The sequence below is a fragment of the Methanocorpusculum bavaricum DSM 4179 genome (assembly GCF_000430905.1).
Taxonomy (GTDB): domain Archaea; phylum Halobacteriota; class Methanomicrobia; order Methanomicrobiales; family Methanocorpusculaceae; genus Methanocorpusculum; species Methanocorpusculum parvum.
Window position 1 is genome coordinate 115,116 of sequence record NZ_AUMX01000001.1, and the last position, 24,822, is coordinate 139,937.

The 24,822-nt window shown below is 52.2% G+C and carries 21 protein-coding genes and 1 tRNA gene; 11 read left to right on the top strand and 11 right to left on the bottom strand.

Annotated features, from left to right (window positions below):
* Positions 1–138: 138 nt before the first annotated feature.
* From H575_RS00650 to H575_RS00660, 3 genes are all read left to right on the top strand, one after another.
* Positions 139–3,834 (top strand): phosphoribosylformylglycinamidine synthase, encoded by a 3,696-nt coding sequence (locus tag H575_RS00650; RefSeq protein ID WP_042696497.1) that lies wholly within the window; start codon positions 139–141, stop codon positions 3,832–3,834.
* Between the two features lie 72 nt (positions 3,835–3,906).
* Positions 3,907–4,761 carry a patatin-like phospholipase family protein gene (locus H575_RS00655; RefSeq protein WP_042696498.1) on the top strand — a complete coding sequence of 285 codons (855 nt, stop codon included), beginning with the start codon at positions 3,907–3,909 and terminating at the stop codon, positions 4,759–4,761.
* 2 nt (positions 4,762–4,763) lie between these two features.
* On the top strand, positions 4,764–5,312 hold the full coding sequence (locus H575_RS00660) for a GNAT family N-acetyltransferase (protein WP_042696500.1): 549 nt from the start codon (positions 4,764–4,766) through the stop codon (positions 5,310–5,312).
* A 173-nt stretch (positions 5,313–5,485) separates the two neighbouring features.
* On the opposite strand, the gene H575_RS00665 is transcribed toward H575_RS00660, so the two are convergent.
* From H575_RS00665 to H575_RS00675, 3 genes are all read right to left on the bottom strand, one after another.
* Positions 5,486–6,040: a DUF2812 domain-containing protein gene (locus tag H575_RS00665; protein ID WP_042696503.1), complete on the bottom strand. Its 555-nt coding sequence runs from the start codon at positions 6,038–6,040 to the stop codon at positions 5,486–5,488.
* Positions 6,037–6,360, bottom strand: coding sequence for a PadR family transcriptional regulator (locus H575_RS00670; protein WP_042696505.1), 324 nt, complete (start codon positions 6,358–6,360; stop codon positions 6,037–6,039). Before H575_RS00670 ends, H575_RS00665 begins: the two co-directional genes overlap by 4 nt.
* A 937-nt stretch (positions 6,361–7,297) precedes the next feature.
* Positions 7,298–8,227, bottom strand: coding sequence for a DUF1848 domain-containing protein (locus tag H575_RS00675; RefSeq protein ID WP_042696980.1), 930 nt, complete (start codon positions 8,225–8,227; stop codon positions 7,298–7,300).
* 605 nt (positions 8,228–8,832) lie between these two features.
* Here H575_RS00675 and H575_RS09220 point away from each other — a divergent pair.
* Positions 8,833–9,027: a hypothetical protein gene (locus H575_RS09220; RefSeq protein ID WP_042696508.1), complete on the top strand. Its 195-nt coding sequence runs from the start codon at positions 8,833–8,835 to the stop codon at positions 9,025–9,027.
* Between the two features lie 175 nt (positions 9,028–9,202).
* Here the strand turns inward: H575_RS09220 and H575_RS00690 are convergent.
* Both H575_RS00690 and H575_RS00695 read right to left on the bottom strand, forming a co-directional pair.
* Positions 9,203–9,274 (bottom strand) — tRNA-Thr (locus tag H575_RS00690).
* Positions 9,275–9,389: 115 nt separating this feature from the next.
* Positions 9,390–10,616, bottom strand: coding sequence for a BaiN/RdsA family NAD(P)/FAD-dependent oxidoreductase (locus H575_RS00695; RefSeq protein WP_081406594.1), 1,227 nt, complete (start codon positions 10,614–10,616; stop codon positions 9,390–9,392).
* Positions 10,617–10,888: 272 nt separating this feature from the next.
* Between H575_RS00695 and H575_RS00700 the strand changes: the two genes are divergently transcribed.
* From H575_RS00700 to H575_RS00720, 5 genes are all read left to right on the top strand, one after another.
* On the top strand, positions 10,889–11,347 hold the full coding sequence (locus H575_RS00700) for a 30S ribosomal protein S15 (protein WP_042696510.1): 459 nt from the start codon (positions 10,889–10,891) through the stop codon (positions 11,345–11,347).
* 13 nt (positions 11,348–11,360) lie between these two features.
* A complete protein-coding gene (locus tag H575_RS00705; protein WP_042696511.1) occupies positions 11,361–12,560 on the top strand; it encodes a DHH family phosphoesterase in 1,200 nt (399 codons plus the stop codon).
* Positions 12,557–12,808, top strand: a complete 252-nt coding sequence (locus tag H575_RS00710) for a KEOPS complex subunit Pcc1 (RefSeq protein WP_052319881.1) — start codon at positions 12,557–12,559, stop codon at positions 12,806–12,808. Before H575_RS00705 ends, H575_RS00710 begins: the two co-directional genes overlap by 4 nt.
* Before the next feature lie 3 nt (positions 12,809–12,811).
* Positions 12,812–13,432 carry a 30S ribosomal protein S3ae gene (locus tag H575_RS00715; protein ID WP_042696513.1) on the top strand — a complete coding sequence of 207 codons (621 nt, stop codon included), beginning with the start codon at positions 12,812–12,814 and terminating at the stop codon, positions 13,430–13,432.
* 107 nt (positions 13,433–13,539) lie between these two features.
* The gene (locus H575_RS00720) at positions 13,540–14,709 is read left to right on the top strand and encodes a hypothetical protein (RefSeq protein WP_042696515.1); all 1,170 of its coding nucleotides are present in this window, start codon (positions 13,540–13,542) and stop codon (positions 14,707–14,709) included.
* On the opposite strand, the gene H575_RS00725 is transcribed toward H575_RS00720, so the two are convergent.
* Together H575_RS00725 and H575_RS09445 are read right to left on the bottom strand one after the other, a co-directional pair.
* Positions 14,683–15,210, bottom strand: coding sequence for a hypothetical protein (locus H575_RS00725; RefSeq protein WP_052319882.1), 528 nt, complete (start codon positions 15,208–15,210; stop codon positions 14,683–14,685). The genes H575_RS00720 and H575_RS00725 overlap by 27 nt on opposite strands.
* A gap of 5 nt (positions 15,211–15,215) precedes the next feature.
* Positions 15,216–15,374, bottom strand: a complete 159-nt coding sequence (locus tag H575_RS09445) for a hypothetical protein (protein WP_167815577.1) — start codon at positions 15,372–15,374, stop codon at positions 15,216–15,218.
* An 83-nt stretch (positions 15,375–15,457) separates the two neighbouring features.
* Here H575_RS09445 and H575_RS00730 point away from each other — a divergent pair, with 83 nt between their 5' ends.
* Positions 15,458–16,633, top strand: coding sequence for an MFS transporter (locus H575_RS00730; RefSeq protein WP_042696517.1), 1,176 nt, complete (start codon positions 15,458–15,460; stop codon positions 16,631–16,633).
* A 22-nt stretch (positions 16,634–16,655) separates the two neighbouring features.
* On the opposite strand, the gene carB is transcribed toward H575_RS00730, so the two are convergent.
* Positions 16,656–19,817, bottom strand: a complete 3,162-nt coding sequence (gene carB, locus H575_RS00735; RefSeq protein ID WP_042696519.1) for a carbamoyl-phosphate synthase large subunit — start codon at positions 19,815–19,817, stop codon at positions 16,656–16,658.
* On the bottom strand, positions 19,810–20,871 hold the full coding sequence (gene carA, locus H575_RS00740; protein ID WP_042696521.1) for a glutamine-hydrolyzing carbamoyl-phosphate synthase small subunit: 1,062 nt from the start codon (positions 20,869–20,871) through the stop codon (positions 19,810–19,812). Before carA ends, carB begins: the two co-directional genes overlap by 8 nt.
* Positions 20,872–21,116: 245 nt before the next feature.
* On the opposite strand from carA, the gene H575_RS00745 reads away from it, so the two are divergent.
* Positions 21,117–22,397 (top strand): lipase family alpha/beta hydrolase, encoded by a 1,281-nt coding sequence (locus H575_RS00745; RefSeq protein ID WP_042696522.1) that lies wholly within the window; start codon positions 21,117–21,119, stop codon positions 22,395–22,397.
* Positions 22,398–22,406: 9 nt separating this feature from the next.
* Here the strand turns inward: H575_RS00745 and H575_RS00750 are convergent, their stop codons facing one another.
* Positions 22,407–23,903 carry a preprotein translocase subunit SecD gene (locus tag H575_RS00750; protein ID WP_081406595.1) on the bottom strand — a complete coding sequence of 499 codons (1,497 nt, stop codon included), beginning with the start codon at positions 23,901–23,903 and terminating at the stop codon, positions 22,407–22,409.
* Positions 23,900–24,805 (bottom strand): protein translocase subunit SecF, encoded by a 906-nt coding sequence (locus H575_RS00755; RefSeq protein WP_042696523.1) that lies wholly within the window; start codon positions 24,803–24,805, stop codon positions 23,900–23,902. The genes H575_RS00750 and H575_RS00755 overlap by 4 nt, the downstream gene beginning before the upstream one ends.
* Between the last annotated feature and the right edge of the window lie 17 nt (positions 24,806–24,822).

Sequence of the window (24,822 nt, forward strand, 5' to 3'; positions counted from 1 at the left end):
GATATATATCTAGACACCGGATACGAAACTCAACGCGGGAAAATTCGTCATGCGAACCCCGGCACGGGAACAGTTAATTTGCATGCATAGCCTACATATAGGCATAGAAACGTCCGGGTACAGGAAAGGGATACTGATATGGTCTACAGGATATTTGTTGAAAAGAAACCCGCTCTGGCAAACGAAGCACGCTCGCTCCAGAATGAACTGCAGAGTCTGCTGGGCATCAAAGAACTGACATCGGTCAGAATAATCAATCGGTACGATGTCGAAAATATAGAACAGGACCTCTTCGAATACGCAAAGACAACGGTCTTCTCCGAACCCCAGCTGGATCTGACCTTTGACGAAATACCGGTGGAAAAGGGCGAACACGTCTTTGCCGTCGAGTTTCTGCCCGGCCAGTTCGACCAGAGGGCAGACAGCGCAGCGCAGTGTATCCAGCTGATCTCCCAGGGAGAGAGGCCGCTCGTAAACACCGCACGCGTGTATGTTCTCAAAGGAAAGATCTCCAAAGAACAGCTGCGTGCGGTCAAAAATTACGTGATCAACCCGGTCGAGAGCAGAGAAGCGTCGCTCGAAAAACCGGAGACCCTTTCCGTCTCCTACCATATCCCGACAACCGTTGAAACCCTTACCGGATTCACCAGACTGGATGAAAAAGGCCTCGCCGCCCTTATCCGCGAACTGGGGCTCGCGATGGATGAAGACGACATCAGATTCTGTCAGCAGTATTTTATTGCGGAAAACCGTGACCCGACGATCACCGAGATCCGGATGATCGACACCTACTGGTCGGATCACTGCCGCCATACGACATTTTTAACGACGATCGACAGAGTGACCACAGAAAGCCCGCTTCTCCAGAAAGCATACGACGGCTACCTCGCGGTCAGAAAAGCCGTCGGCAGGGACAAACCGGTCAATCTGATGGACATCGCGACGATCGCGGTCCGCCATCTCAAACAGGCGGGAAAACTCGACAAGCTGGACGAGTCACCCGAGATCAACGCCTGTACGGTAAAAATAACCGTCTCTGTCGACGGGCAGGACGAGGACTGGCTTTTACTGTTCAAAAACGAGACCCACAATCACCCGACCGAGATCGAACCGTTCGGCGGGGCGGCGACCTGTCTTGGAGGAGCGATCCGCGATCCGCTTTCCGGCCGGGCCTATGTGTATGCAGCGATGCGGCTGACGGGCGGCGGAGATCCCTTAACGCCGGTGAGTGAGACGCTTGCCGGCAAACTTCCGCAGAGAAAGATCGCGACGACGGCGGCGGCGGGCTACAGCTCGTACGGAAACCAGATCGGGCTTGCCACCGGGATCGTGGATGAGCTGTATCATCCGGGATACGTGGCAAAACGGATGGAAGTCGGCGCCGTTATCGGGGCAGTCCCGCAGGACAATGTCCGGCGCGAGGTCCCAAAAGACGGGGATGTTGTGATCCTTTTAGGCGGACGGACCGGGCGGGACGGATGCGGAGGGGCGGCCGGATCCTCGAAGTCCCATACGGTGGCTTCGCTCACGAGCTGCGGAGCGGAAGTTCAGAAGGGAAATGCTCCCGAGGAACGCAAGATCCAGAGACTGTTCAGAAACCGGGAGGCGTCCCAATTGATCAAACGCTGCAATGATTTCGGCGCCGGCGGGGTCTCGGTCGCGATCGGAGAGCTTGCCGAAGGGCTGGAGATCGATCTGAACGCGGTCCCGAAAAAGTACGAAGGTCTTGACGGGACGGAACTCGCGATCAGCGAGTCGCAGGAGAGAATGGCGGTGGTCGTGGACAAAAACGACGCGGAAACGTTCCGCTCTCTCGCTCACGCGGAGAATCTGGAAGCAACGGTCGTTGCCCGGGTCACAAAGAATCCCCGGCTGATCATGAACTGGAACGGGAAAAAGATCGTCGATATCTCCCGTGCATTTCTGGATACGAACGGGACGGAAAAACACATCGAGATCGAACTCGCCGAGCCGAAGCCTTATGAAAAGACGGTGACAGGCACGTTTGAGGAGAATTACACCGCGCTCGCCGGCGACCTGAACAGCTGTTCGAGGAAGGGACTTTCCGAGCGGTTCGACTCGACGGTCGGCGCCGGAACGGTCCTTATGCCGTTTGGCGGACGGTATCAGCTGACCCCGATCCAGGCGATGGTGAACAAGATTTCGGTGGAGAAAAGCGATACCGACGACTGCTCGCTGATGGCATGGGGATTCAATCCGATGATCTCGGAGAAGAGTCCGTATCACGGGGCGTATCTCGCGGTCGTCGAAAGCGTCTCAAAACTGATCGCGACCGGAGCCGAGTTCAAAGACGTGTATCTTTCGTTCCAGGAGTACTTCGAGAAGCCGGGCAAAGATCCAAAACGCTGGGGCAAGCCGATGAGCGCGCTTCTTGGCGCATTTGCAGCCCAGATGGGGCTCGGCGTCGGCGCGATCGGCGGGAAGGATTCGATGAGCGGTTCCTTTGAGAAACTAGATGTCCCTCCGACACTGATCTCGTTCGCCGTAACGACGGAGAAGATCAGAAACATCGTGACGAACGAGTTCAAGAGTCCGGGTCACAAGGTCGTTCTGCTGAAGGCCGAGTCTGATGAAAACGGTCTCCCGAAGGCGGAGTCGCTGACCGCAAATTACCATCTTGTCACCATGCTTATGAGAGAGGGGAAAGTCCTCTCCTGCTATACTCCTTCCCTCGGGGGCATCGCGGAGGCCGTATTAAAAATGGCATTCGGGAACATGATCGGATTCGCGTATGACAGCAGTGTGGATCCGGCGGAGATCTTCGGCTACGCCTACGGTGCATTTGTTCTTGAACTCGCCGATGACTCAAAGGTCGGAATCCCCTTAGGGATGACGACGCCGGACGCTTTCATCCGGTATGCCGGGGCAAAGCTTTCGCTGGAAACGCTGCTGAATACATACGAAGCAAAACTGGAATCGGTCTATCCGTGCAATATTCCGCAGGGGTCGGGCAGGATCAAAAAGATCAAGTACGAGACACGAAGTCTCATCAAACCGCGGGAGCGGACTGCCCATCCGCGGGTTTTCATTCCGGTGTTTCCGGGAACGAACTGCGAGTATGACAGCGCGAAGGCCGTCGCAAGATCCGGCGCCATTCCTGAAATCCTCGTGATCAACAATCAGACGGCGAAGGACACGGCCGAGTCGGTCGATAGGGCGGCGGACGCGATCTCCCGGTCCCAGGCGATCTTCATTCCGGGCGGGTTCTCCGGCGGAGACGAACCCGACGGATCGGGCAAGTTCATCACAGCGTTCTTCCGCAATGCGAAGATCAAGGACGCCGTCCATGATCTGTTAAAGAACCGGGACGGACTGATCCTTGGGATCTGCAACGGATTCCAGGCCCTGATCAAGCTGGGGCTCGTTCCCTACGGAGAGATCGTCGACGTCGATGCGGATTCGCCGACGCTGACGTTCAATACGATCGGCAGACATCAGTCGAAGATCGTCCGCGTACGCGTGTCGTCCGTGAAATCCCCCTGGTTTGCGAAGGTGAAGCCCGGCGATGTGTTCGCCGTGCCTATTTCCCACGGGGAAGGAAGATTCCTCGCAAACGACGACGTGCTGAAGCACCTTATCGAAAACGGTCAGGTAGCAACGCAGTATGTCGATCTGACCAATCATCCGACCTCGGATATCCGCTACAATCCGAATGATTCGATGATGGCGATCGAAGGGATCACCTCGCCCGACGGCCGGGTTCTTGGAAAAATGGGACACGCGGAACGTATCGGCGAGGGGCTGTACAAGAACTATGATGAGCAGTTCGATATGAAACTCTTCGAGTCGCTGGTCGAGTACTTCCGGCCCTGATCCTTTTTTTCGGCCGTCCGCCCGGAACAAATACCGCGGTATTAAGGGTGAGTCTGATAAATATCAAGTATCATGAGTAAGAACGGGCTGATCGTCGAAGGAGGGGGGATGAAGTGTGCATACAGCGCAGGCATCCTTGACCGGTTTTTGGATGACGGGATCTGTTTTGATGAGTGTATCGGGGTTTCAGCGGGTTCGGGGAATCTGGCGTCGTATCTCGCGAACCAGCGTGAGCGGAATCTGCATTTTTATACGATATATCAGAAACATCCTGAGTATCTCGGGATGAGGAATTATCTGAAGAACGGGTCGTATTTTAATCTGCAGTATATTTACGGCACGATCTCGAACTCGACTGGGATCGATCCGGTGGATTTTGACGCTTTGCAGGCAAATCCGGCGGAGTATTATCTGACGGCGACGAACGCCAGAACCGGTGAAGCCGAGTATTTATCCGGAGCCGATATGAAAAAGGATGATTTCCGCGCCATCATGGCGAGCTGTGCGATCCCGGTTGTGTGTAAGCCGGTGGAACTGAACGGGAAACTGTATTTTGACGGCGGGGTTGCGGATTCGATCCCGATACAGAAGGCGCTTGATGACCAATGCGACAAGCTGGTGGTGATTCTGGAAAATCCGCGAAGTTTCCACCGTCAGCCCCAGAGATACAAGCCGTTTTATCATATGATCCTGCGCCGGTTCCCGGAAGTGGTGAAAAAGATCGATGACCGGCATCTCAGGTATCATCAGGTTATAGCGCAGATCAACGATCTGGAGGCGAAAGGAAAGGCATTTGTTTTTGCCCCGTCTCAGGCGGGAAAGGTGAAGACGACGACCAAAGACTCTGAGGATATCCATGAGCAGTATGATCTCGGCATTGAGGATTATGATGCCAGACGGGATGAGCTGAAAGAGTTCCTGAGGTGATTATGATCGAGACAGAGAGGCTGATCCTTCGGCAGATCGTTCCCGCTGATGCAGAAGAGGTTTTTGCTTTTTCAAAGGGACCAGAGACTGGCCGGGATGCCGGGTGGAAGCCGCACGAAACCCTGGAGGAGACAAGGCTGATCATGCAGGAAATTTTTCTCGAACAGGAGAGTGTTTTCGGGATGGTCCTGAAGGAGACGGGCGTGATGATCGGCAGTGTCGGTCTGATCGATGATCCTCTGCGTGAGAACGATTCGGTGAGGATGCTCGGGTATGCGCTCGGCGAAGAGTTCTGGGGACAGGGATACATGACGGAAGCAGCCGGCGCAGTCATCGGATACGGGTTTGAAGAGATGCAGCTGGATCTTATTTCGGCTACGTGTTATCCCTTTAATCTCCGTTCCCGGCGTGTCCTTGAAAAACTCGGGTTCCGGTATGAGGGGACACTTTCTCTCGCAGAAAAGCGGTATGACGGAAAAGTGCTGGATAAGGACTGCTTTTCGGTGTTGAGAGAGGGGTATTTTCAAAATAGGGGCCTTGCAAAAAAGTGACATATTCGATGAGGTTGTATTTCGTCGAAACAGGCTGAGTGCGAGAGTTATTTTAACGAATACCGGACATTGTGTTACCTCCTTTCATACTGCATTATCTGTTGTTTGGTCGTGATATATCCGGGCCGAAGAAGTTGGGGATTTTATCGGGGTTCCGAAAAAAAGGAAAAGTTTTACTCGCGGATCAGCTGTTCGCGTTTGAGGGATTTGATCTTTCGTGCAGGTTTTAACCCTAAATGAAGCAGGAGAAGACCCAGGGCAACAAGCATAACCGCACAGCCAAGGTTTATCCACGCCATCTGATGTATAACGATCCATCCATAGATGACCATAGCCAGATTTGCCGCTGCGATAATAAACTCGAGCCAGACAAAAGTAAACCAGAGATTTTTCATCGTTGAGAGGCGTTTTATCTTTGAGTCGATGTCGGTGTAAAGTTCGAACGGACCGCTCGCCGCCTCTTTTCGTAAATACACCCATCTGAACACGGATGCAACGCAGACAACGCCTGTGTCTTCCAGGAATCTGAGATAGGCAACGCTTTGCGGCGACGTCGGAAAACTTTCCAGAAGTTCGATTTGGTAGATGTACTTTCCAGGCTCGGTCTCTTCGAAGGTGTACTTCCCAAAGAAGAAACTGTACAAGGACATGCCCTTTGCCGCCATCTCGTTCAGCCATTTCTCCTCTTTTTCATAATCGGAGATCCATCTCCATGTTGTGTGCTTCATGATGTCATCCCCGTAACCTTTCTGCCGTTGGCAAGAAGTTCTTCGAGTCTCTGTATTTCATAACTCACTACTTTTTTTCCGGATTCGGTGATCTGATACTCTTTTTTTCTCGAATCCGATTCACCGGCAGAGATGATCCAGCCTTTTTCGAGCAGCGTATTGATTGCTCCGTATAAGGTCCCGGGGCCCAGATTGACCCGGTCACTGCTCAGTACTTTGACATTCTGCATTATCCCGTAGCCGTGCATCGGTTCGTAGAGAGAGAGCAGGATGTAGTAGGCTGCTTCCGTGAGGGGGGATTTTTCCAAAGGAGGTGTCATGTTTTATTCCGTGCGGCGATGTAACGTTTAACGATGTATCGTCTTGCGATATAATTGTATATCGTCATCCGATATAAGGATTGCTGAAATAGGAGTTACGCGGTGTTGGGATGAATTCAATTCGGGAAGGAGTTGGTTGGGTGTTGAAACCTGAGAAAAAACCAACCGCGAATCGGCGCACTCGCAAACCTTCGGTTTGCTCTCCGCTTCGGACTTGCAGTCCTCGCTTGAATCCCGCAAGCCTTTGGCTTGCTCCCAGAATCGGATTTGCTTTTCCTCACTTGAACTCGGCGGGCCTTATCGCAAATCAAAGATTTGCTCAGCTAAGGGCGAGCCTTTCAGCTCACCCCGCTCGCCCCGCCGGTTCATCCCTCATCGGGACCGTTCGGGCAAATCCTGTCGCCGCCCCGGCGGCTCCTGTGAGGGAGAGATTTCTAAATATGAAAAATATCCTTTTTACTGTCAATCACGACATAAGATCAAGAAGCACATCAATAATAGGAGGCGCTGGGGCGCCGACAGGATTTGCCCGAACGATCCCGATGAAGGGACGAGCCGTCGTGGCTGAAAGACACGACGAGCGAGAGTGAGGATAAGCAAATCCGATTTTCCTCGCCCGAAGGGCGGATTCGAGCGAGGGGCGAAGACCCGAAGCGGAGAGCAAACCGAAGGTTTGCGAGTGCGCCGATTCGCGGTTGGTTTTTTCTCTTGTGTCTACACTAATGCCGTACACGAAATCGAAGTACATCTCATAAGTACGTCAGTTTTTTTTCATTTGAGATCACACCGCATAACTCCCACTAGAATATTCCATTTCCTTTTCTGACCCGCGGTGGAGATGTCCTATTTATCGGGGCCATATTTGTTTCCAAGTGGTTTATGAAACCCACCTCGAATTGGATTGACAATAACACAGCGTAACTCCAATGAAAAATGCTTAGAAGAGAGGCGTCTGGCCGTCACGCAGACGGATCTGACGGGCATTCATCACGATATCGCCGTCTGTTGATGTGCCGATGAGAAATGGTGATGAGGGGTCATGGAGCGAACGATTGTTTTGGACGGTTTTTTGATCATAATTCGCATAACAGTAGACACATCCGTGTCCGCAGGTGTTGTAGGCTCCGATGTCGCAGTTCAGCAGACAGGAGCATGAACTGCGTGTCGATGTGCTGCCGGGATCGTGACGAAGTTTTTGACCGACGGCACGCTCCAGGACTTCGCGGGTAAGACACCCGGAACAATCAACGCCGAAGGGTGCGAGTTCGACGCCTTCTGCGCAGGATTTTATCGTTATTCCGTACTCGCGGCCGATCTCACAGAAGGCTTTTCCAAGAGCGAGGCGGTCCGTTTGTTCCACGTCTTTGCCGGCAGGGAAGTTCCATCTGGTTTTTTCATAGAGGTCGAGAAAGCTGATGACGCAGACGTCGGTGTATCCGGCAAGTTCTGCGGCCATTTTTTCAAACGAAGCGATATGATGCTCGAGAGAATATGTTTCTGTCAGAAAAATCGGGTCATACCGCCAGCCGATCCGGCTGAGTCCGACATGGTCTGAAAGTGTCTGAAATGAATCGATCACCTGTTTTGCCGGAGGGACGTTTGGTTCGATCTCTTTTCCGTACGGCGTTATGGTGACATACCAGAACTGACCGAATCCGTCCAGTTCGTGGATTCTCGGAAGCATCGGTTCAGGATTTTTGGTGCAGAAGTTGATACAGTCCACAATGTCCGGATCGAGCAGATACTTCGTAACTTTACGGGGATAATACGGGTTTCGAACAAGGACATATCCTTCGCGGATCCGGTTGAAGAACCATTCGCTGAAAAAAGCGGGGATGTCGGTTCTGCTTCCGGTGTTGAGGATCATGGCGGGTTCACTCTGATAGATGTTCTTTTCGGGAGGATAAAAGGGAGGCGGGAAAAGTGACGGCATCACGCAAGCGTATTTGTCAACTTGTCACCTACTTGTCGAATCGTTTGACAACAAGAATAAGCCCATATCTTCCTTGAAATTGAAAAATACCTTATATTATAATTATAATTATTTTATTTTATTATATTTTACTATTTTACCCAAAAGAGAGAGAAAGGCCCGAAGAGTCTCTTCGCCCGGCATATCCGACTCTCCCCCCTCTCCTCTTATCACACTCTCGTCAAGTTGGTAAAATAGACAAATACCAAAATCAAATCCAGAATATACCTTCGATTGCTGAAATAAACCCGCAAACACTTGACAACCCGTTTGACAACTACGGTCTCATTTCGGCAAGTCGGCACACAACGTTAGTCCTATTCTAATAGGAGTTCCGCAGTGTTGGGATAGATCCAATTCGAAAGGGAGATGAGTGAGTGTGGATGCCTGAAAAAACCAACCACGAATCTCCGCGAATCCTCACGAATCGCATTTTCCTTACGTTCGGGGGCTCTGCTTCGGCTGATCGCCTACGCAGGAATCGCACCCTCTCTTGAAAAATGCTGGGGAAAAACCCGCGTGCGGGTTTTTCTGTCGTTTCATTATTTTTCATCACACAAAGAAAGAAGAAAAAGGAGAGAAAAACCGGCACGCCGGTTTTTCCTACAGCATTTTTCCAGACGGCGTGCGATTCCTGCGTAGGCGATCAGCCGAAGCAGAGCACGGCGGCGCAAGAAAAATGCGATTGGCGTTAATTCGCGGAGATTCGCGGTTAAATAATCTCTTGTTTCGACACCCAGTTATACCCTTCCCGAATTGGATTGAGAGCACACCGGGTAAATCCTATTCTAAAACGAATTGAAGAAAAAATGTCCTGAAACTCTTTGGATTGATACGATCACATTAATACTAATTTCAGAAAAAGAAAAGAGCCTCAGGCGAGAGTTGAACTCGCGACCTCTTCCTTACCAAGGAAGCGCTATACCACTAAGCCACTGAGGCAACAAAATATTGCGATAACAACATACGACACGGAATCATTTAAAGATTATGAAACGAGGCCATTATTTTGAAACCGGAAACCGGCCCTCACACCTGAAGGCGGGGCAAAACGGTCTCACGCGCATAAATACCGGAGGATCGTTTTCGCGACGACAAAGCCTGTTGAAAACGCCGCCTGGATATTAAATCCCCCCGTATCCCCGTCGATATCCATCACTTCTCCCGCGAAAAACACCCCGGGCGCGATCTTTGACTCGCAGGTCTTCTTATTGATCTCCGCAAGCGACACGCCCCCCGCCGTGCACATCGCCGCATTGAAATCGCCGAGCCGGCTGATCGTGACCGGAAACGCCGTCAGATTCTCAACGAGAGATGCCCGCATCTTCGCGGTCAGCTGACCCCCCGTCGTTCCTTCAGGAATGCCGGACACCTCCACCAGAGCGCGGGTAAGACGGTCCGGACAGGAAAGACCGGACAAAAGATTCTGCACCTGCTTTCCTCCTGACGCCGCGGTCCGCTCTTTCAAAAGAGCATCCGTTTCCCCCGGGGAGAGAGGAGTGAACGAAATCCTGAGAACATCTCCAGCCCGCATCCACCTCGAAGCATCCAGGATCACCGGACCCGAATACCCAAAACGGGTGATCAGCAGATCCCCCTCCCGGGTCATCATCTTCTTTCCGTCCCGCCAGATACTCACCTTCGCGGGAAGCGAGATCCCGGATAGATCCCGGAGCTGATGGTCATCGGCATACACCGGCGTTAAAGACGGTTCCGGCGAAACGACCATATGACCCAGCGATTCCGCAAAGGCATACCCGTCCCCCGTCGAGCCGGTCCCCGGATACGACATACCCCCGGTCGCGATCACCACATACTTCGTCTGATATGATGCGAGAGAAGTCTGCACAGAATATCCTCCGCTGTTTGGGGTGACAGACTTCACCCCTTCCGAATAAAATATCTCCGCTCCCGCCTCATCACAGGCAGAAAGCAAAGCGTCCAGCACATCATCCGCGCAAAGCGAAACGGGAAACACCTTATCGTTCTCGTTTGTGAACACAGGGACCCCGCGATGCGAAAAGAAATCCCTTACGGTCTCATTCGAACACGCCATCAGCGAAGGCTTCACAAAATTTCCATGATCCCCGTAGTTTCCGGTGAACGTTTTCACATCGCCGGCATGCGTGAGATTACACTGACCGGAACCGGCAAGCAGAAGTTTTCTGCCCGGCAGTTTCATCTTTTCCAGGACGAGGACCTTCGCCGGGGCAAGATGGGCAGCACAAAACAGACCTGCCGGTCCCGTCCCGACAACGATCACATCATACTCACGCATATTCATTGTATGTACGTACGTCCCAAACCCTTATTATTGATCCCCTCCAACATATACGAAGCACTTAGGTGCTGACTGAAGTAAGTCCGACGTGTCTGTCTACTAAGACACTGCCTTTTTGGCTTTGGGATTACGACGAGTCAGCTGTATTATACATGCTGCTCTTTTCGTGACTTACGACCATACCTGTCAAATTACAGTATCCGCGAATACGTCGTCAGGTTGGTTCTCCGCCCGGTACGGATGGGCGGACAGTCTCTTTCGCGAGGTGATAAATTATGGCACGAATGCATGCTAGAAGAAGAGGAATTGCATCCTCTGTGAGACCATACAGAAAAGAAGTCCCTGCCTGGTCCAACTCCGATGTCAAAGAGATCGAGGGTAAAATCGTCGAGCTGCGCAAAGCAGGTCTTACCTGTGCACAGATCGGTCTCGTTCTCCGTGACAAACACGGAGTCCCGAACGTAAAACTCGCAACCGGCAAGAGAATCAATGCCATCGTCCGTGAAAACGACCTTGACACTGACATCCCCGAAGATCTGCGTAACCTGATGCACAAGGCTCTCGGCATGAGAAAACACCTTGAGCAGAACAAAAAAGACCTGCACAACAAACGTCAGCTCCAGCTGACCGAAGCAAAGGTCCGCAGACTTGTAAAGTACTATGTTGGCAGCAAACGCTTACCGCTCGGCTGGGTCTACAAGCCGGAGACTGCAGAGATCCTTCTGTCCAGATAAATCATCATAACCCATGTCACTGGAAGAAGCTGCCAAAAATATCGCCGAACGCCTTAAAGGGATGGAGTACGTGGAAATGTACTCTCATCACGACGCGGACGGCATATCCTCGGCGGCGATCATGTCCATCGCCTTAAAACGGGCGGGCATCGCTTTTCGGCTCAGGTTCTTACCTGTTCTTACGAATACCGATGTCACGAATCCGGACATTTCCCTTCTGTGTGATCTGGGTGCGTCGTGTGCCGGTTTACCGGAAACGACAATGATCATCGATCATCACGTGCCTTACACCACCTCAAAATACCATATCAATCCGCGATTGTTCGGTGCAGACGGCGAAACGGAACTTTCCGCCGCCGGATGCGCCTATCTGGTCGCAAATGCCCTTTCAGATAACCGTGACCTTGCCGGCCTGGTTCTTTTAGGCATCATCGGGGACGGGCAGACCGTTGCCGGCATGAATGAAAAGATCATCGGCGAGGGGATAGCGAACAATCTGATAAATCCGGGAAGAGGGATACTTCTTGCCGGCAGAACACCCAAAGAGCAGATCGAAGTTGCGTCTTCACCCTATCTTCCGGGTCTTTCCGGAAACAGCGGGGAGGCTGAACAAATCGTGAAAGCCTGTTCGGCGAAAACGTCGGATGAAGCGTATCTCGGGTGTTTTTTATCAGAGATCATCGCACGGTCCAATGCATCGTATGATGCGCTGACGAATCTCTACGGCGATACCTGGGGTCTTGAGCGGGAGATCATCCAGAATGCCCACTCACTGACGATGGTCATCGATGCCTGCGGAAAAGCAGGCAGAACCGACATCGCATTCGGGCTGGCATGCGGGGATGCCTCCCTGCTGAAAGAGGCCTGGGAGATCGCTCTTTCGTTTAAGAAAAAGGTGATCCGGGCCGCAGATTCAGCCAGGCAGCTGACAACGAATGCATGGATGGTGGATTCCGTCGATACGGTGAGCGATGTCGCAGACATGTTTGCCGAGTCGGAGAACCGGCCTGTTTTCGTTCTTTGCAGAGGAGCGTCGTATCTGAAGGTCTCAGCCAGAGCGCCCAGGACCGCTGACGTGGATTTTGAGCAGTTCATCACGACTGCCGCAAAAACATTCGGCGGAAAAGGCGGAGGTCACAAGACCCGGGCGGGAGGAGAACTCCCCCTTGCCTCTGAGGCTGAGTTTGTCAGTTCGCTGGAGGCATTTGCATGAAGATAACAGGCGAGATCCGGTCCAGGATCCCAAGCGCAGACGAGATCGAAAAATCTCTTGCGCCGGACAATGCAGGGTTTATTGAGACGTCTTTTGAGGATGGGTATATTACGGCAAGGGTGAACGGTGAGTCGCTTCGGTCGGTTATTGCGACAGTTGATGATTATCTGATGAATCTCTCGGTTGCAGAACGGCTCATCGAGACGATCTGCGAAGAGAATACGTTAAAAAATACTTCAGGTGAATAAACCATGGCAAGAAAAAAGCAGAGTGGCGGACGCAAAGTCGAAGGATGGAAGGCAAAGAACTGGTATAAAGTTCACGCACCGGAGTTCCTCGGCAAGCAGTTCATTGGAGAGATCATCTCTTCAAATCCGGAAAATGTTCCGGGTCGTGTATTGACGGTTAGTCTGGGCGAACTGATCCAGGACTACTCCAAACAGAATGTTCGTACATCCTTTAAGATCATGAATGTTGCAGGAGATGCAGCATACACCCAGTTCAACGGTCATGAGATGACAAAGGAGTTCGTTCGCGCAATGGTCAAGAAAAGAGCATCCCGTGTCGACAGCACCATCACGGTCAAGCCCCTTGGCAGCACCCGCGAACTTCAGGTAACTATCACTGCCTTCACTATCAACCACGCAAGACTTTCCCAGGTCCAGGAGCTTCGTGCAAAGATGGTCCAGGTTGTCGAAGAGGCCGCAAAGGAGTCCGACTTCGAGTCCTTTGTTTCCGCTATGCTGAAAGGCGAACTGTCCAAGAAGATGTTCGCTGAATGCAAGCCGATCTTCCCGGTCCGCAGGATCGAGATCATCAAGTCCGAGTCGGTCAGCTCAGCAGCAGACCGCGCAGCAGCTCTTATCCGTTAAATACGGATAATCTTTTTTTTAACACGACAGTTCTTTGTGCAGCCGGCAGACCGATTTTCGAGGAAGGGGACCTGCGGTTTTATTTTCTGAGATGATAAGTAGTATTCATGAAATATGCAGCCCGACTGTTTCTGCTGGTTCTTCTCGCAGCAGTGATCATCTCTGCCGGATGTGTGGCGAAATCCGGAACGGAAATCCCCGACATAACCGGACCATGGACCGTTGGATCCCTGACCATACACGAAAACGGAGAGGAAGGATTCATGCAGCCCGCGCTGACGACCGAAGTCTTTGATGTCACCTTCCAGGAAGGAAGACTCTTTTCCGGAACATATGCCGGCACAGATTTTTACGGATCGTTCTTTTCCAAAGACGGAGCACAGTTCCTCCTGACCTCGCAGACAGCGGACGGGGAAGGAAATTCTTCTGCGGTGCAGATCGGGACCGTGGTGAATGAAAACGAGATCAGACTCGCCGGCGCTGTGTTTTCCAAGACCGGGCGATTTTTGTCAGAAGAGCAGAGTTCCGGCACGCAGTCAACAGTTCTGTTGAGAAACGGCGCAGAGGCGGCGGTAAAAACCTATCCGGAGATCGCCGGCGTCTACATGTTCGACAGCGGATCGCTGCTTTCTGCAGATTCCTTACAGACGGTTTCCGGCGGGAGCCTGGTTGTTCAGGGACAAAACGGCGCTATTTTCTACGGCATCGCCGACACGGGGAACGGGACGAAAGAAAATGGAGCCGCCGGATTCAGCGCAGTTATGTACGGGAACAAGCCGGAAAATATTCTTTTTGTGACCGGTGATATGCGGCTCTGGTTTGGCGGGGTCTCTCCTGAAAGGATCACCGTCACCAGTACAGATGAGCGGACGGGTCAGGATCATACCGCTGTAAAAACACTCACGTATCTGCGATACGGCTCGGCGGCGGGCATCCGGCCGGATGGGCCGGATGTTGCCGGCACCTGGAGCACGAAGGATCAGGAGGTCATCTCGAAGAACGGGTATGATGCCGGCCTCCCGTCGGATTTCATCATCAGGATCGGGAGCCGGAATACGAACGGGTTCATTGCAGAAACATCGTACATGGGGGTCGGTGAGGGAGAGACGGGAGGGATCGTGGCCCCTGACGGGGAGATGATCCTTTTCAGATATGAGAAGAACGGCGGGCTCTATCTTGGGATGGGCTGGGCGGAGGAAAACACCCTCAGCCTCTCGGAGATCTTTACCGATGCCGGCACTGAGTATATCTCAACGATCCGGGCAGCCCGGATCTGAGCCTGTCTCCACACTTTTTTCGGTGAATGACGGGTTCCAATCGAGACTGGACACTCTGATCCCGGGACGGGGGAAGCGGATGACCAGATCGTTTTCTTCCGAATACAAAGTCATGCCGGTGAACTCGTCGGCAGAGCAGAGGAGATGCTGCTCGGGATGGGTCCCGCGTCTGATATCACACCGCATCTCGATTTTTTCTGCAGCCGATACGACATATGACAGCCGTTTTCCCGCCGGATGGGTTTTTGGCAGAGCGATGATCGGCAGATGATAGGTTCTGACCATCTCGAGGAGGTAGAGAGCGGGAAGGATATCCCCGCCTTCCGGTGCCGATACGATGATCAGATCACCGGGATACACACCCTGGACAATCTCGTCTGTGTCGGTCTCGATCAGAAGAGGGAATTTTTCAAAGGCTCTGGAAATTACAAGAAAAGAAGAGGTTCCACGGATGATGACCGGCTGGTCACCTCTGAATGGAACGCGAAGATCACCGGTCATTCAAGTTACATCTCGGTAACGTCGTCTGACTGACAGGTTGGGCACATCGGGTGTTTCCCGATCCCCGTGAACGTCGCCCCGCAGTCATTGCATTTATACTTCTTGCCTCTGCCCTTTAAGGGGTCATTGAGGTCAACATCGACAGGTCCGCCTGCTGAACACATAATTCATTTTTGGGCGGGGGAGGTATTATGCGTGTCGGTGGGTAGCCAAACCCTATATAAAATGCCGATAAATATCAACACAAATGTCAGAAGAGAATATACAAAAAAAGTTCATCATCTACTTCTGCATAATCGGCTGCTTCGCGATATTTTCGACAACTATTTCAAAAAACCCGGCGCTCCCCTTGTATGCAGCATCTCTTGGAGCAAACGATGCCTATCTAGGGCTTATCGCCGCCGTATCGCCTCTCGCCGGCATTTTATTCAGTTTTCCCGTAGGCCTGATTTCAGACAGACTTGGCCGGAGAAAACTTCTCATTGCATCCGGATGCATTTTTCTCACTGCCCCGCTTCTCTATCTTCTGATAATGGACCCGATATTGCTTATCCCCGTCAGATTCTTTCACGGCTTAGCGACCGCGATCCTCGGGCCGGTGGTTGGAGCGGCGATCGCAGAAAAATTCGGCAGCAGAAAAGGCGTAATGATGGGGACATACAGCTCGGCCACGCTCATCGGCAGGACGGCAGCTCCTCTGATAGGCGGGGCAATTATCACATTATTTGCCTTGGCTCCGGGATTCACCGCCTATCATATGGTGTATGTGGCAGCGTTTTGTGCTGCAGTTCCGGTGTTTATCCTGATCCTTTTCTTCCGCGATACCCATGGAGGGGTGCAGAAGATAACCTTTGCCGATTTCACAAACAGTCTGAAGACGTTTCTTTCGAACAAGGGGCTTCGCGCCGCCTCCGTCGCAGAGATGATTACCTACTTCTGTTTTGGGACGTTTGAAACATTTTTGCCGGTCTATCTCCTCCTGATCGGCGTTCCGGCATGGCAGACCGGAATCATTTTTGCCGTGCAGGTGGTGGTCATCGCACTCACCAAACCATTCTTCGGCCGGCGTGCAGACAAGGGAAATCCCAAAAAACAGATCGCGGCAGGTATGCTGATCACGGGTCTCTCGCTTGGAATCATGGGTTTGACAATTGACTTCCGGATCCTGCTGGTCCTTAGCTGTATTTTTGGGATCGGCATGTCGATTTCGACGGTAGCTACCAATGTGTATGCGGCAAATACCGCAGAAAAGAACCAACTTGGAGCCTCTCTGGGGGCCCTGTCTTCAATTATGGACATCGGCCACTCATCGGGCCCACTTATCAGCGGGATCGTAATTATGCTTGCGGGATATCAGATCGGTTTTGGTCTCTGCCTCGTACTTTCAGTGCTGACGTCGGTATTTGTGCTGATCACCAGATAAAAAAAAAGAAAGGAAAGGGTGATCAGCTGAGGTAGTGACTCAGCGGCTCGATCGTGATCTTGTTGGTCTTCATCGATTCGATCGCCTGGACGGCGGCCTCTGCTCCGAAGATGGTCGTGATGTAGGGGATCGAGTAGTCGATGCTTGCCCGCATGATCTGCAGGTGATCGGCCCGTGCATTTTTATCGCCGGGTGTGTTGATGAGGAGATGCACATCCAGTGCCCGGATCATATCCAGGATGTTGGGGGAACCTTCCTGGACCTTTCTGACAAGGTTCATCGGGATGTCCTGCTGGGTAAGGAACTTGACCGTGCCTTCCGTTCCGTAGAGCGAGAAGCCGAGATCATGGAGTTTTCTGGCGATCGGCAGGATCTCATACTTCTGATCGTTGGTGACCGAGATGAACACATTTCCTTTCAGCGGGAAGGTGTTGTCTGCCGCCTGACTTGCCTTGTAGAATGCTCTGCCGAAGTCGTAATCGATACCGATGACTTCACCGGTACTCTTCATCTCCGGACCGAGGATCGGATCGACACCCGGCAGTCTGGAGAAGGGAAGAAGAACTTCTTTTACTGCGACGTGCTTGATCTCTTTCTCCTCGAATCCAAGATCTGCAAGTTTCTTGCCGATCATGAGTTTTGCCGCGATCTTTGCAAGGGGGATACCGGTCGCCTTGGAGACGAACGGGACCGTCCGGCTTGCACGCGGGTTTGCCTCGAGGACATAGACCGTTCCTTTGTGAAGGGCATACTGGATGTTGATCAGACCGATCACGCCAAGAGAAAGGGCGATCTTTCGCGTGTACTCTTTGACGGTCGCGATCTGCTCAGGAGTGAGGGTCTGGGTCGGGATAACACACGCAGAGTCGCCTGAGTGGACACCGGCTTCTTCGATGTGTTCCATCACGCCGCCGATCAGAACGGTTTCGCCGTCGGAAACGGCGTCCACGTCCAGCTCGGTTGCATTATCGAGGTATCTGTCGATCAAAACCGGGTGGGTGTTGGAGACGCGGACGGCCTCTTTGATGTAGGTCTGGAGTTCAAGTTCATCGTGAACAAGTTCCATCGCACGGCCGCCGAGAACATAGCTTGGTCTAACTAAGACCGGGTAGCCGATCTTGTTGGCTATCGCGTAGGCTTCCTTTTCCGAGTAGGCGGAACCGTTTGCCGGAGACGGGATGTTGTTGTTTTCCAGAAGGACGCTGAACCGGTTTCTGTCTTCGGCAACATCCATGTTGTCGGGGCTCGTTCCAAGGACTTTGGTCTTCAGACCGAAGAGTTTGATCTCTTCCTGGATTGGGATGGCGAGGTTGACGGAGTTCTGGCCGCCGAACTGAACCATTACGCCGTCGTAGTCGCCTTTTCTCAAGATGTTGACGACATCTTCGAGCTGCATGGGTTCAAAGTACAGGCGGTCCGAGGTGTCGAAGTCGGTCGAGACCGTCTCCGGGTTGTTATTTAAGATATGGACCTCGATGCCTTCTTCACGCAGGGACTTGACTGCGTGGACCGTGCAGTAATCGAACTCGATACCCTGACCGATACGGATCGCACCGGAACCGAGGATGAGGATCTTTTTCTTGTCCGACGGGGTAAGTTCGCACTCCTGCTCCCAGGTGGAGTAGTAGTAAGGCGTTTTTGCCGGGAACTCGGCCGAGCAGGTGTCGACCATCTTGTAGGTCGGCAGACCAACAAGGCTTTCGATCTTGTAGATGTTCCAGCCGGTAAGTTCGCGGATCTCGGCGTTGGAGAATCCAAACTTCTTGGAGGTCTTGACAAGCTCTTCAGTCGGGTGGTCACGGAGCTCAAGCTCGATGTCCACAACATTCTGGATCTTTTCTAAGAAGAACGGCTCGATCTGAGTGAGGTCGTAGACTTCCTTGACGGTCATTCCAAGGCGGAAGGCGTCGAAGAGGGTCGGGAATCTCTCATCGGTCGGGCGGGAGAGGATCATTCTGATCTCATTTAAGTCGGTGTGCCGGTAGATATCCGTATCAAGCGAGCGGAGAGCTTTCTTGAATCCTTCTTCAACGGTACGGCCGATCGCCATGACCTCGCCGGTGCTTTTCATCGCTGTCGTAAGGGTCCGGTCGGCGGTCTTGAACTTGTCAAAAGGCCATCTGGAAACTTTGACCACGACATAATCGACTGCCGGTTCAAAGCAGGCAGGCGTGCAGCCCGTGACCGTGTTTTTGATTTCGTCGAGGTGCAGACCGATTGCGACTTTTGCTGCCACACGGGCGATCGGGTAACCGGTCGCTTTCGAGGCGAGGGCAGAGGAACGCGAGACACGCGGGTTGACTTCAATGACTCTGTAGTCACCGTTGTTAAACGCGAACTGGATATTACATCCACCCTGAACATTGAGTGCACGGATGATTTTTATTGCAGCACGCCGCATGATGCCGAACTCGTCAGAGGTGAGTGTCAGGATCGGCGCGACGACGACGGACTCACCGGTGTGAACACCCATCGGGTCGACGTTTTCCATACCGCAGATGATGATACAGGTGTCAGCCGCATCGCGCATGACCTCGAACTCGATCTCGTTCCAGCCTTTGACCGATTCCTCGATCAGGACCTGGTGAACACGGGACTTTGTCAGACCGTACTCAACGATCTTTTTCAGTTCATCTTTGGTGCTCGCAACGCCGCCGCCGCTTCCTCCAAGGGTGTATGCCGGGCGGATGATCGCGGGAAGACCGACTTCCGCATAGGCCTCTTCAAGCTGCTCGATTTTGGTCAAGATGAAACTTTTCGGGACCGGTTCACCGATCTCGATCATAAGTTTCTTGAAGAGATCACGGTCTTCACCATGATAGATTGCTTCGAGCGGGGTGCCGAGGATCTGGACGCCTTCAAGGGCGCCCATTTCATAGAGTTCAGCTGTAAGGTTCAGACCGGTCTGGCCGCCCATACCTGAGAGGATACCGTCCGGCTTTTCCTTTTTGATGATCTCAGCGATGATCTCTGCTTTCAGCGGTTCAACATAGACTTTGTCCGCAGTTTCCGGATCGGTCTGGATCGTCGCCGGGTTGGAGTTGACTAAGACAACTTCAATACCCTCTTCACGCACAGCTTTACATGCCTGGCTTCCTGCGTAGTCAAACTCGGCAGCCTGTCCGATCTGGATCGGTCCCGATCCGATGAGCAGGACTTTTTTAAGTGAGGTGTTTTTAGGCATCAGGGATCCCCCTGTACATGATATCGTAAATCGGTTTTTCCACGCCGTCGTAGATTCCGTCGTGCTCCGGGTGGAACTGAACACAGTACACGCCGAGGTCGTTGTTCACGAAGCCTTCGACCGTGCCGTCGTTTGCATTGATACAGTTGACCTCGCAGCCTTCCGGAAGACTGTCACCAACTACGGCGTAGCCATGTCCCTGGAAGGTTACGGCGACCGTACCGTCAGAGAATTTGACGGGCTGGCTTGCTCCTCTGTGACCAAGTCTGAGTTTTTCGACCTGACCGCCGAGCGCTGCGGCGATGATCTCGGTTCCCATGCAGATCCCGTGGACCGGGATGGTTCCAAGGATATCTTTCACGCAGGAGATTGCTTTTGGCGCGGCAAACGGGTAGCCGGGTCCGTTCGTTAAGAATAGAGCGCTCGGTTTTTCTGCCATGATCACATCAGCCGGTGTTCCGTACGGGTAGACATAGATGTCTGCACCGCGGTTTTTCAGGCTGGTAAGTATGGACTTTCTGCATCCAAGGTCAAGGACAGCAATTTTTTTGCCCTTTCCTTCGATGCGATAGGGAGCCTGGCAGGTGACGCCGGAGATGAGGTCGCGGGTCTCCTGGACAGGAGCGGTCTGTGCCATACTGACGGCTTTGTATCCGTCGTCGGAACCGGTGATAAGGGCGGCCCGCATGACACCCTGTTCACGCAGTTTTATCGTGAGCATCCGGGTGTCAACACCTTCGATGCCGATAAGACCGTTGTCTTCGAAGAATTCACCAAGCGTCGGCTGGTGTTTGGGATGAACGCAGAGTTCACGCACAATTGTTCCCGCAGCGTGAACTTTTTCATGCTGGAGCTGATCTTTATTTGCTCCGTAGTTTCCGACTAGCGGGTATCCGAACATCAGCAGTTGTCCGGATACGCTCGGATCACTAAGGGCTTCCATGTATCCTGTAGATACAAGGGTGACAACCAGTTCACCGGACGCGGAACCTTCGACGCCGAAGCCGGTTCCGGTGATGATCGTCCCATCTTCAAGTCCTAAGACAGCCTTCATGATTTTGTACCATATACATGTCAGCAGGATAGATAATAAGACTAATCTCCGATTAGACAATAGTCATACCATATAAAAATATTCTTACTTCTAAATATATTTATTTCATAATAAAAATATATATCAAATACTGAAAAATATATACTTACACCGGCAGGATATCTTCATTATCCCCGGCAGTACATCATACATTCAGGCGAGACGGAAGAGAGAATACGCATCTTGCCCGGGAAAATCATACTATCATGACGATGACACACAATCCGGTGATATTTATACCCGGCATCATGGGAAGCCGGCTTTATGATCAGGAGGGCGATCTTGTCTGGGTAGAGTATTCGCTGAAACTTACAAAACTCGGCGAGATGATGAGAATACAAAACCCTCTCTTTGTAAAAAATAATGAAAAGGACCTTGCGGCTCTATCCGAGGATGAACGTGAATACGGGGCGATGGGAGCGTTTGAGTACCCTTACAAGAAAATCATCGACCGGCTCTGTGCTGAATTTCCAAAAAGAGGCGTCTACTTTTTCTCCTATGATTTCCGTCAGTCCAAAAAAGATACCGCAAAGCTGCTCGATCAGCAGATCCGCCGGACCCTGCATGCCGCCGGAGCTTCCGGAGCAGATCTTATTGCGCACAGCCTGGGAGGACTGATCGTTTCCGCCTATCTCGGGATGTTCGGCAGCGACACGGTCGGAAAGATCATGACCCTCGCAACACCCTACGAGGGCACCCCCGATATAATAAACACAGCGCTGACCGGGGAGCTGACGTATATTCCCGGAGGTTTGTTTGATGCAGTAACGAAGATCACCCGGGATGTACGGACGAGTTTTCCTTCAGGAAGCGATCTGATCCCGACGATGACGTATTTCAGCCGGCATCCGATGTATCATTATACAAAAAACATCCCGGTGAATGATGAGATGACGGCTGAAGACAGCATACCGGACGGAGAACCGTATTATTTACCGGCAGGGCAGATCAGAGATGCCGGGGTGAATGTTTACGAACCGATGACCCCAAAGGAGTATGCGATGACCCTGCAGCATATCTTTAGTGACGGGAACGCCCTCAGACTGGAAAATGACAGCCGGATCCTGCCGGAACTCGACCGTTCATACTTCGCTGTCGGGATAAATCACCAGACGATCAGATCACTGATATTCTCAGATGACCCAAATGAGCCGGAGATCACCCACATCATCTACGATCATGCAGGCGACGGGTGTGTTCCGACAGATTCGGCAACGATGTTCGGCCATCTCGAAAAGCTTGGGAAAGATCCGCAGGGAAACGAACGTCTGCTCAAAACAGAAGCGGAGCATGGGGCCATTGTAAATCATGACCCGGTGATCGACTGGATCATAGCAGTTCTTTCAGAAAAAACGGCTGCGCATATCAGGTCTGATCCTGTCATAACTGACAAACCGGCCTTCGTGAAACCGGCCGGCAGACAGGAGATCCTTGCCAAACTGCAGAAACTGATGACGACGATCAAAAACCAGAAAAAAACGCCGTGATAAAAAAAATTATTTTGCCATGATCTCCATCACGACACGACCGTAAGCCGGACGTGTAATGAGAACACCGATCAGGATACCAAGAATGCTGATGATCGCAAATCCCTTCAGAGTGGAGAGATCCATGATGATCAGCGGGAACATGGCGATTATTACAGTGGCTGCTGAAGTCATGATGATGACGAGAGCACGCTTCAGACGTTTGAGATACAAAGCCTGAGACGGGACCCGGCCTTCATGCATGACCTCATCGGTGATGATGACCAGCTGATCGATACCGGTTCCAAGAACCGCTATCAGCGCCGCGATGGCCGCGATATCCAGCTGCTGGATGAAGACGGCGATCCCGAGAAGGATAACGATCTCGGCAACATTCGTGGCGATCATCGGCAGAACGATCTCCGGGGTACGGTATCTGAGATACACTATCAAAGCAACTGCCGCGAGTGCCGCGATCGCAGCTATCAGACAAATGATCTTGAAGTAGTCACCAAGCACCGCCGAAGTCGAACCGGAACCGGCGATCTCGACTTGGACTGGAAGAGCGCCTGCCCGCAGATGGATCTCAAGCTCCTGCGCCTGCTCTTTACCTTCATCCCCGTGACCGGTTCCGGCATACAGACTGTTCACCGGGCTTTTCGCGATGGATGCGGCAAGATCCGCGGAGAGCGGAGCGCTGTAGACAAGTTTTTCGTCAAGATACATGACCAGTTCGTGAGCAGCAGGGTTCGTGGTCGCACCGTACGTGATGCAGGCCTGCTGAAGTGCCTCTGCTCCGTTGTTGTCGATACCGAATGCCACACCCCAGTTGTCAGAACCAGCAGGGTTCTGGGTCGGCGTCTGGACAGAAACGACCGAGTCGCCGTACAAGACGTGCGCGGTTTCATTCCCGGTTGTAACGATACGAAGTTCGAAAAGACCCTGGGTCCCGACAAGTTCCTGAGCAGTCTGCATATCTACGCCCGCCATCTCGATACGGACATACTGGGAAACGCCGTCCATATTCGTGAGCGTATTGACCTTTACATCACTTGTGCCAAGACTGTTGACTTTGGATTCAAGGATACGTTTAATAGTATCTGCCGTATCCGTACCTACTCCCGGCTCAGAACTGACAAACGAAGCTCCGGCAGCCTCGACAGCGGCCCGAAGCTCAGCATCTGTCGCCGATTTCTGAACCTCGATCTTGGTCTGGCCAATAGGAATGACAGTACAGTCAAGTGTTTTTTCCATCTTGTCTGCTACGGCCGTAACATCGGCACCCTGGCCGATCGTCACGACTTCAGACTGGAACTCCAGCTGGATCCATGAACCTCCGTCAAGGTCAAGACCGAACTGCAGGTTCGTAAAACCTTCCCGGTCTCCAAACGGAACAAAGATCGCCGCAAGAGAAAGAGCCACTAAGACAAGAACAAGAACCACGCGCGGATCACGGATCACCGCATGCCAGCCGGAGTACTCCTTCTTCTCTTTTTTCTGAGGAGAGGATGATCTTTTTGAGCTCATTGTTTTGCACCTCTGCTGTCCTTTTTAGGTTGTTTTGGTGTTGTCTGAGATTTTTCCGACCCGGATAGATACATCCGGAGAATGCCGGCATTGAAACCCCAGGTGAAAATAATATCACAGATAAGACCGATTATCAAAACGGCAGCGATGGAATAGAGCGTCGGCACCTGACCGATGAATGCAACGAGGAACATGGCAATGATTGCGGCAAGTGTCGTCGTAGTCATGATGATACCCGTGCGAAACGCGCCTTCCATTTTTTCCTCAAGTTTTCCCTGACGTTTAAGGACTTTTGTGGTCAGCAGGATATTACTGTCAACCGAGTAACCGATGAGCATCAGAAGAGCAGCCGTCGTTGCAAGGGAAAGTTCGATCCCAAGAAGGTTCATGACGGCGGCAGTAATAGTGATATCGGCAATACCGGCGCAGACGACCGTTACGGCAGGAATGACTTTTCTGAAAGCGATGAACACGACTGCTGCCATGCCGATGAAGGCAAACATGATCGCCCACAACGCCTGGGTCTGGAGCGTTGAACCGAAGTTTGCACCGATCTGGTCGATGCTTGCTTCAGGATATTTCGAAAGGGCATGATCGTTGAATGTCATCATGTCCTCGTTGGACATCGGACCAAACTTGAGATAATAGCCGCCCGAGCCGATACCTTCATCGATAGACTTCAGATCATAGCCGGCAAAGAAGGCGACGATCTCTTCTTTGGTATCATCCGTATGGATGGTAACGGCCGTCCCTCCGGCAAAATCAATTCCGGGTGTGACAGGCATACCTGTCAATGCAAACGTTATACCGACGATCAAAAGAGCGATGCCAAAAAGGACAGCAGGGATTGCCATCATACGTTTTGGATCGTACTTGTTGATGTCGTATTTGGGGAGTTTCATACTGAACTAATATTTAC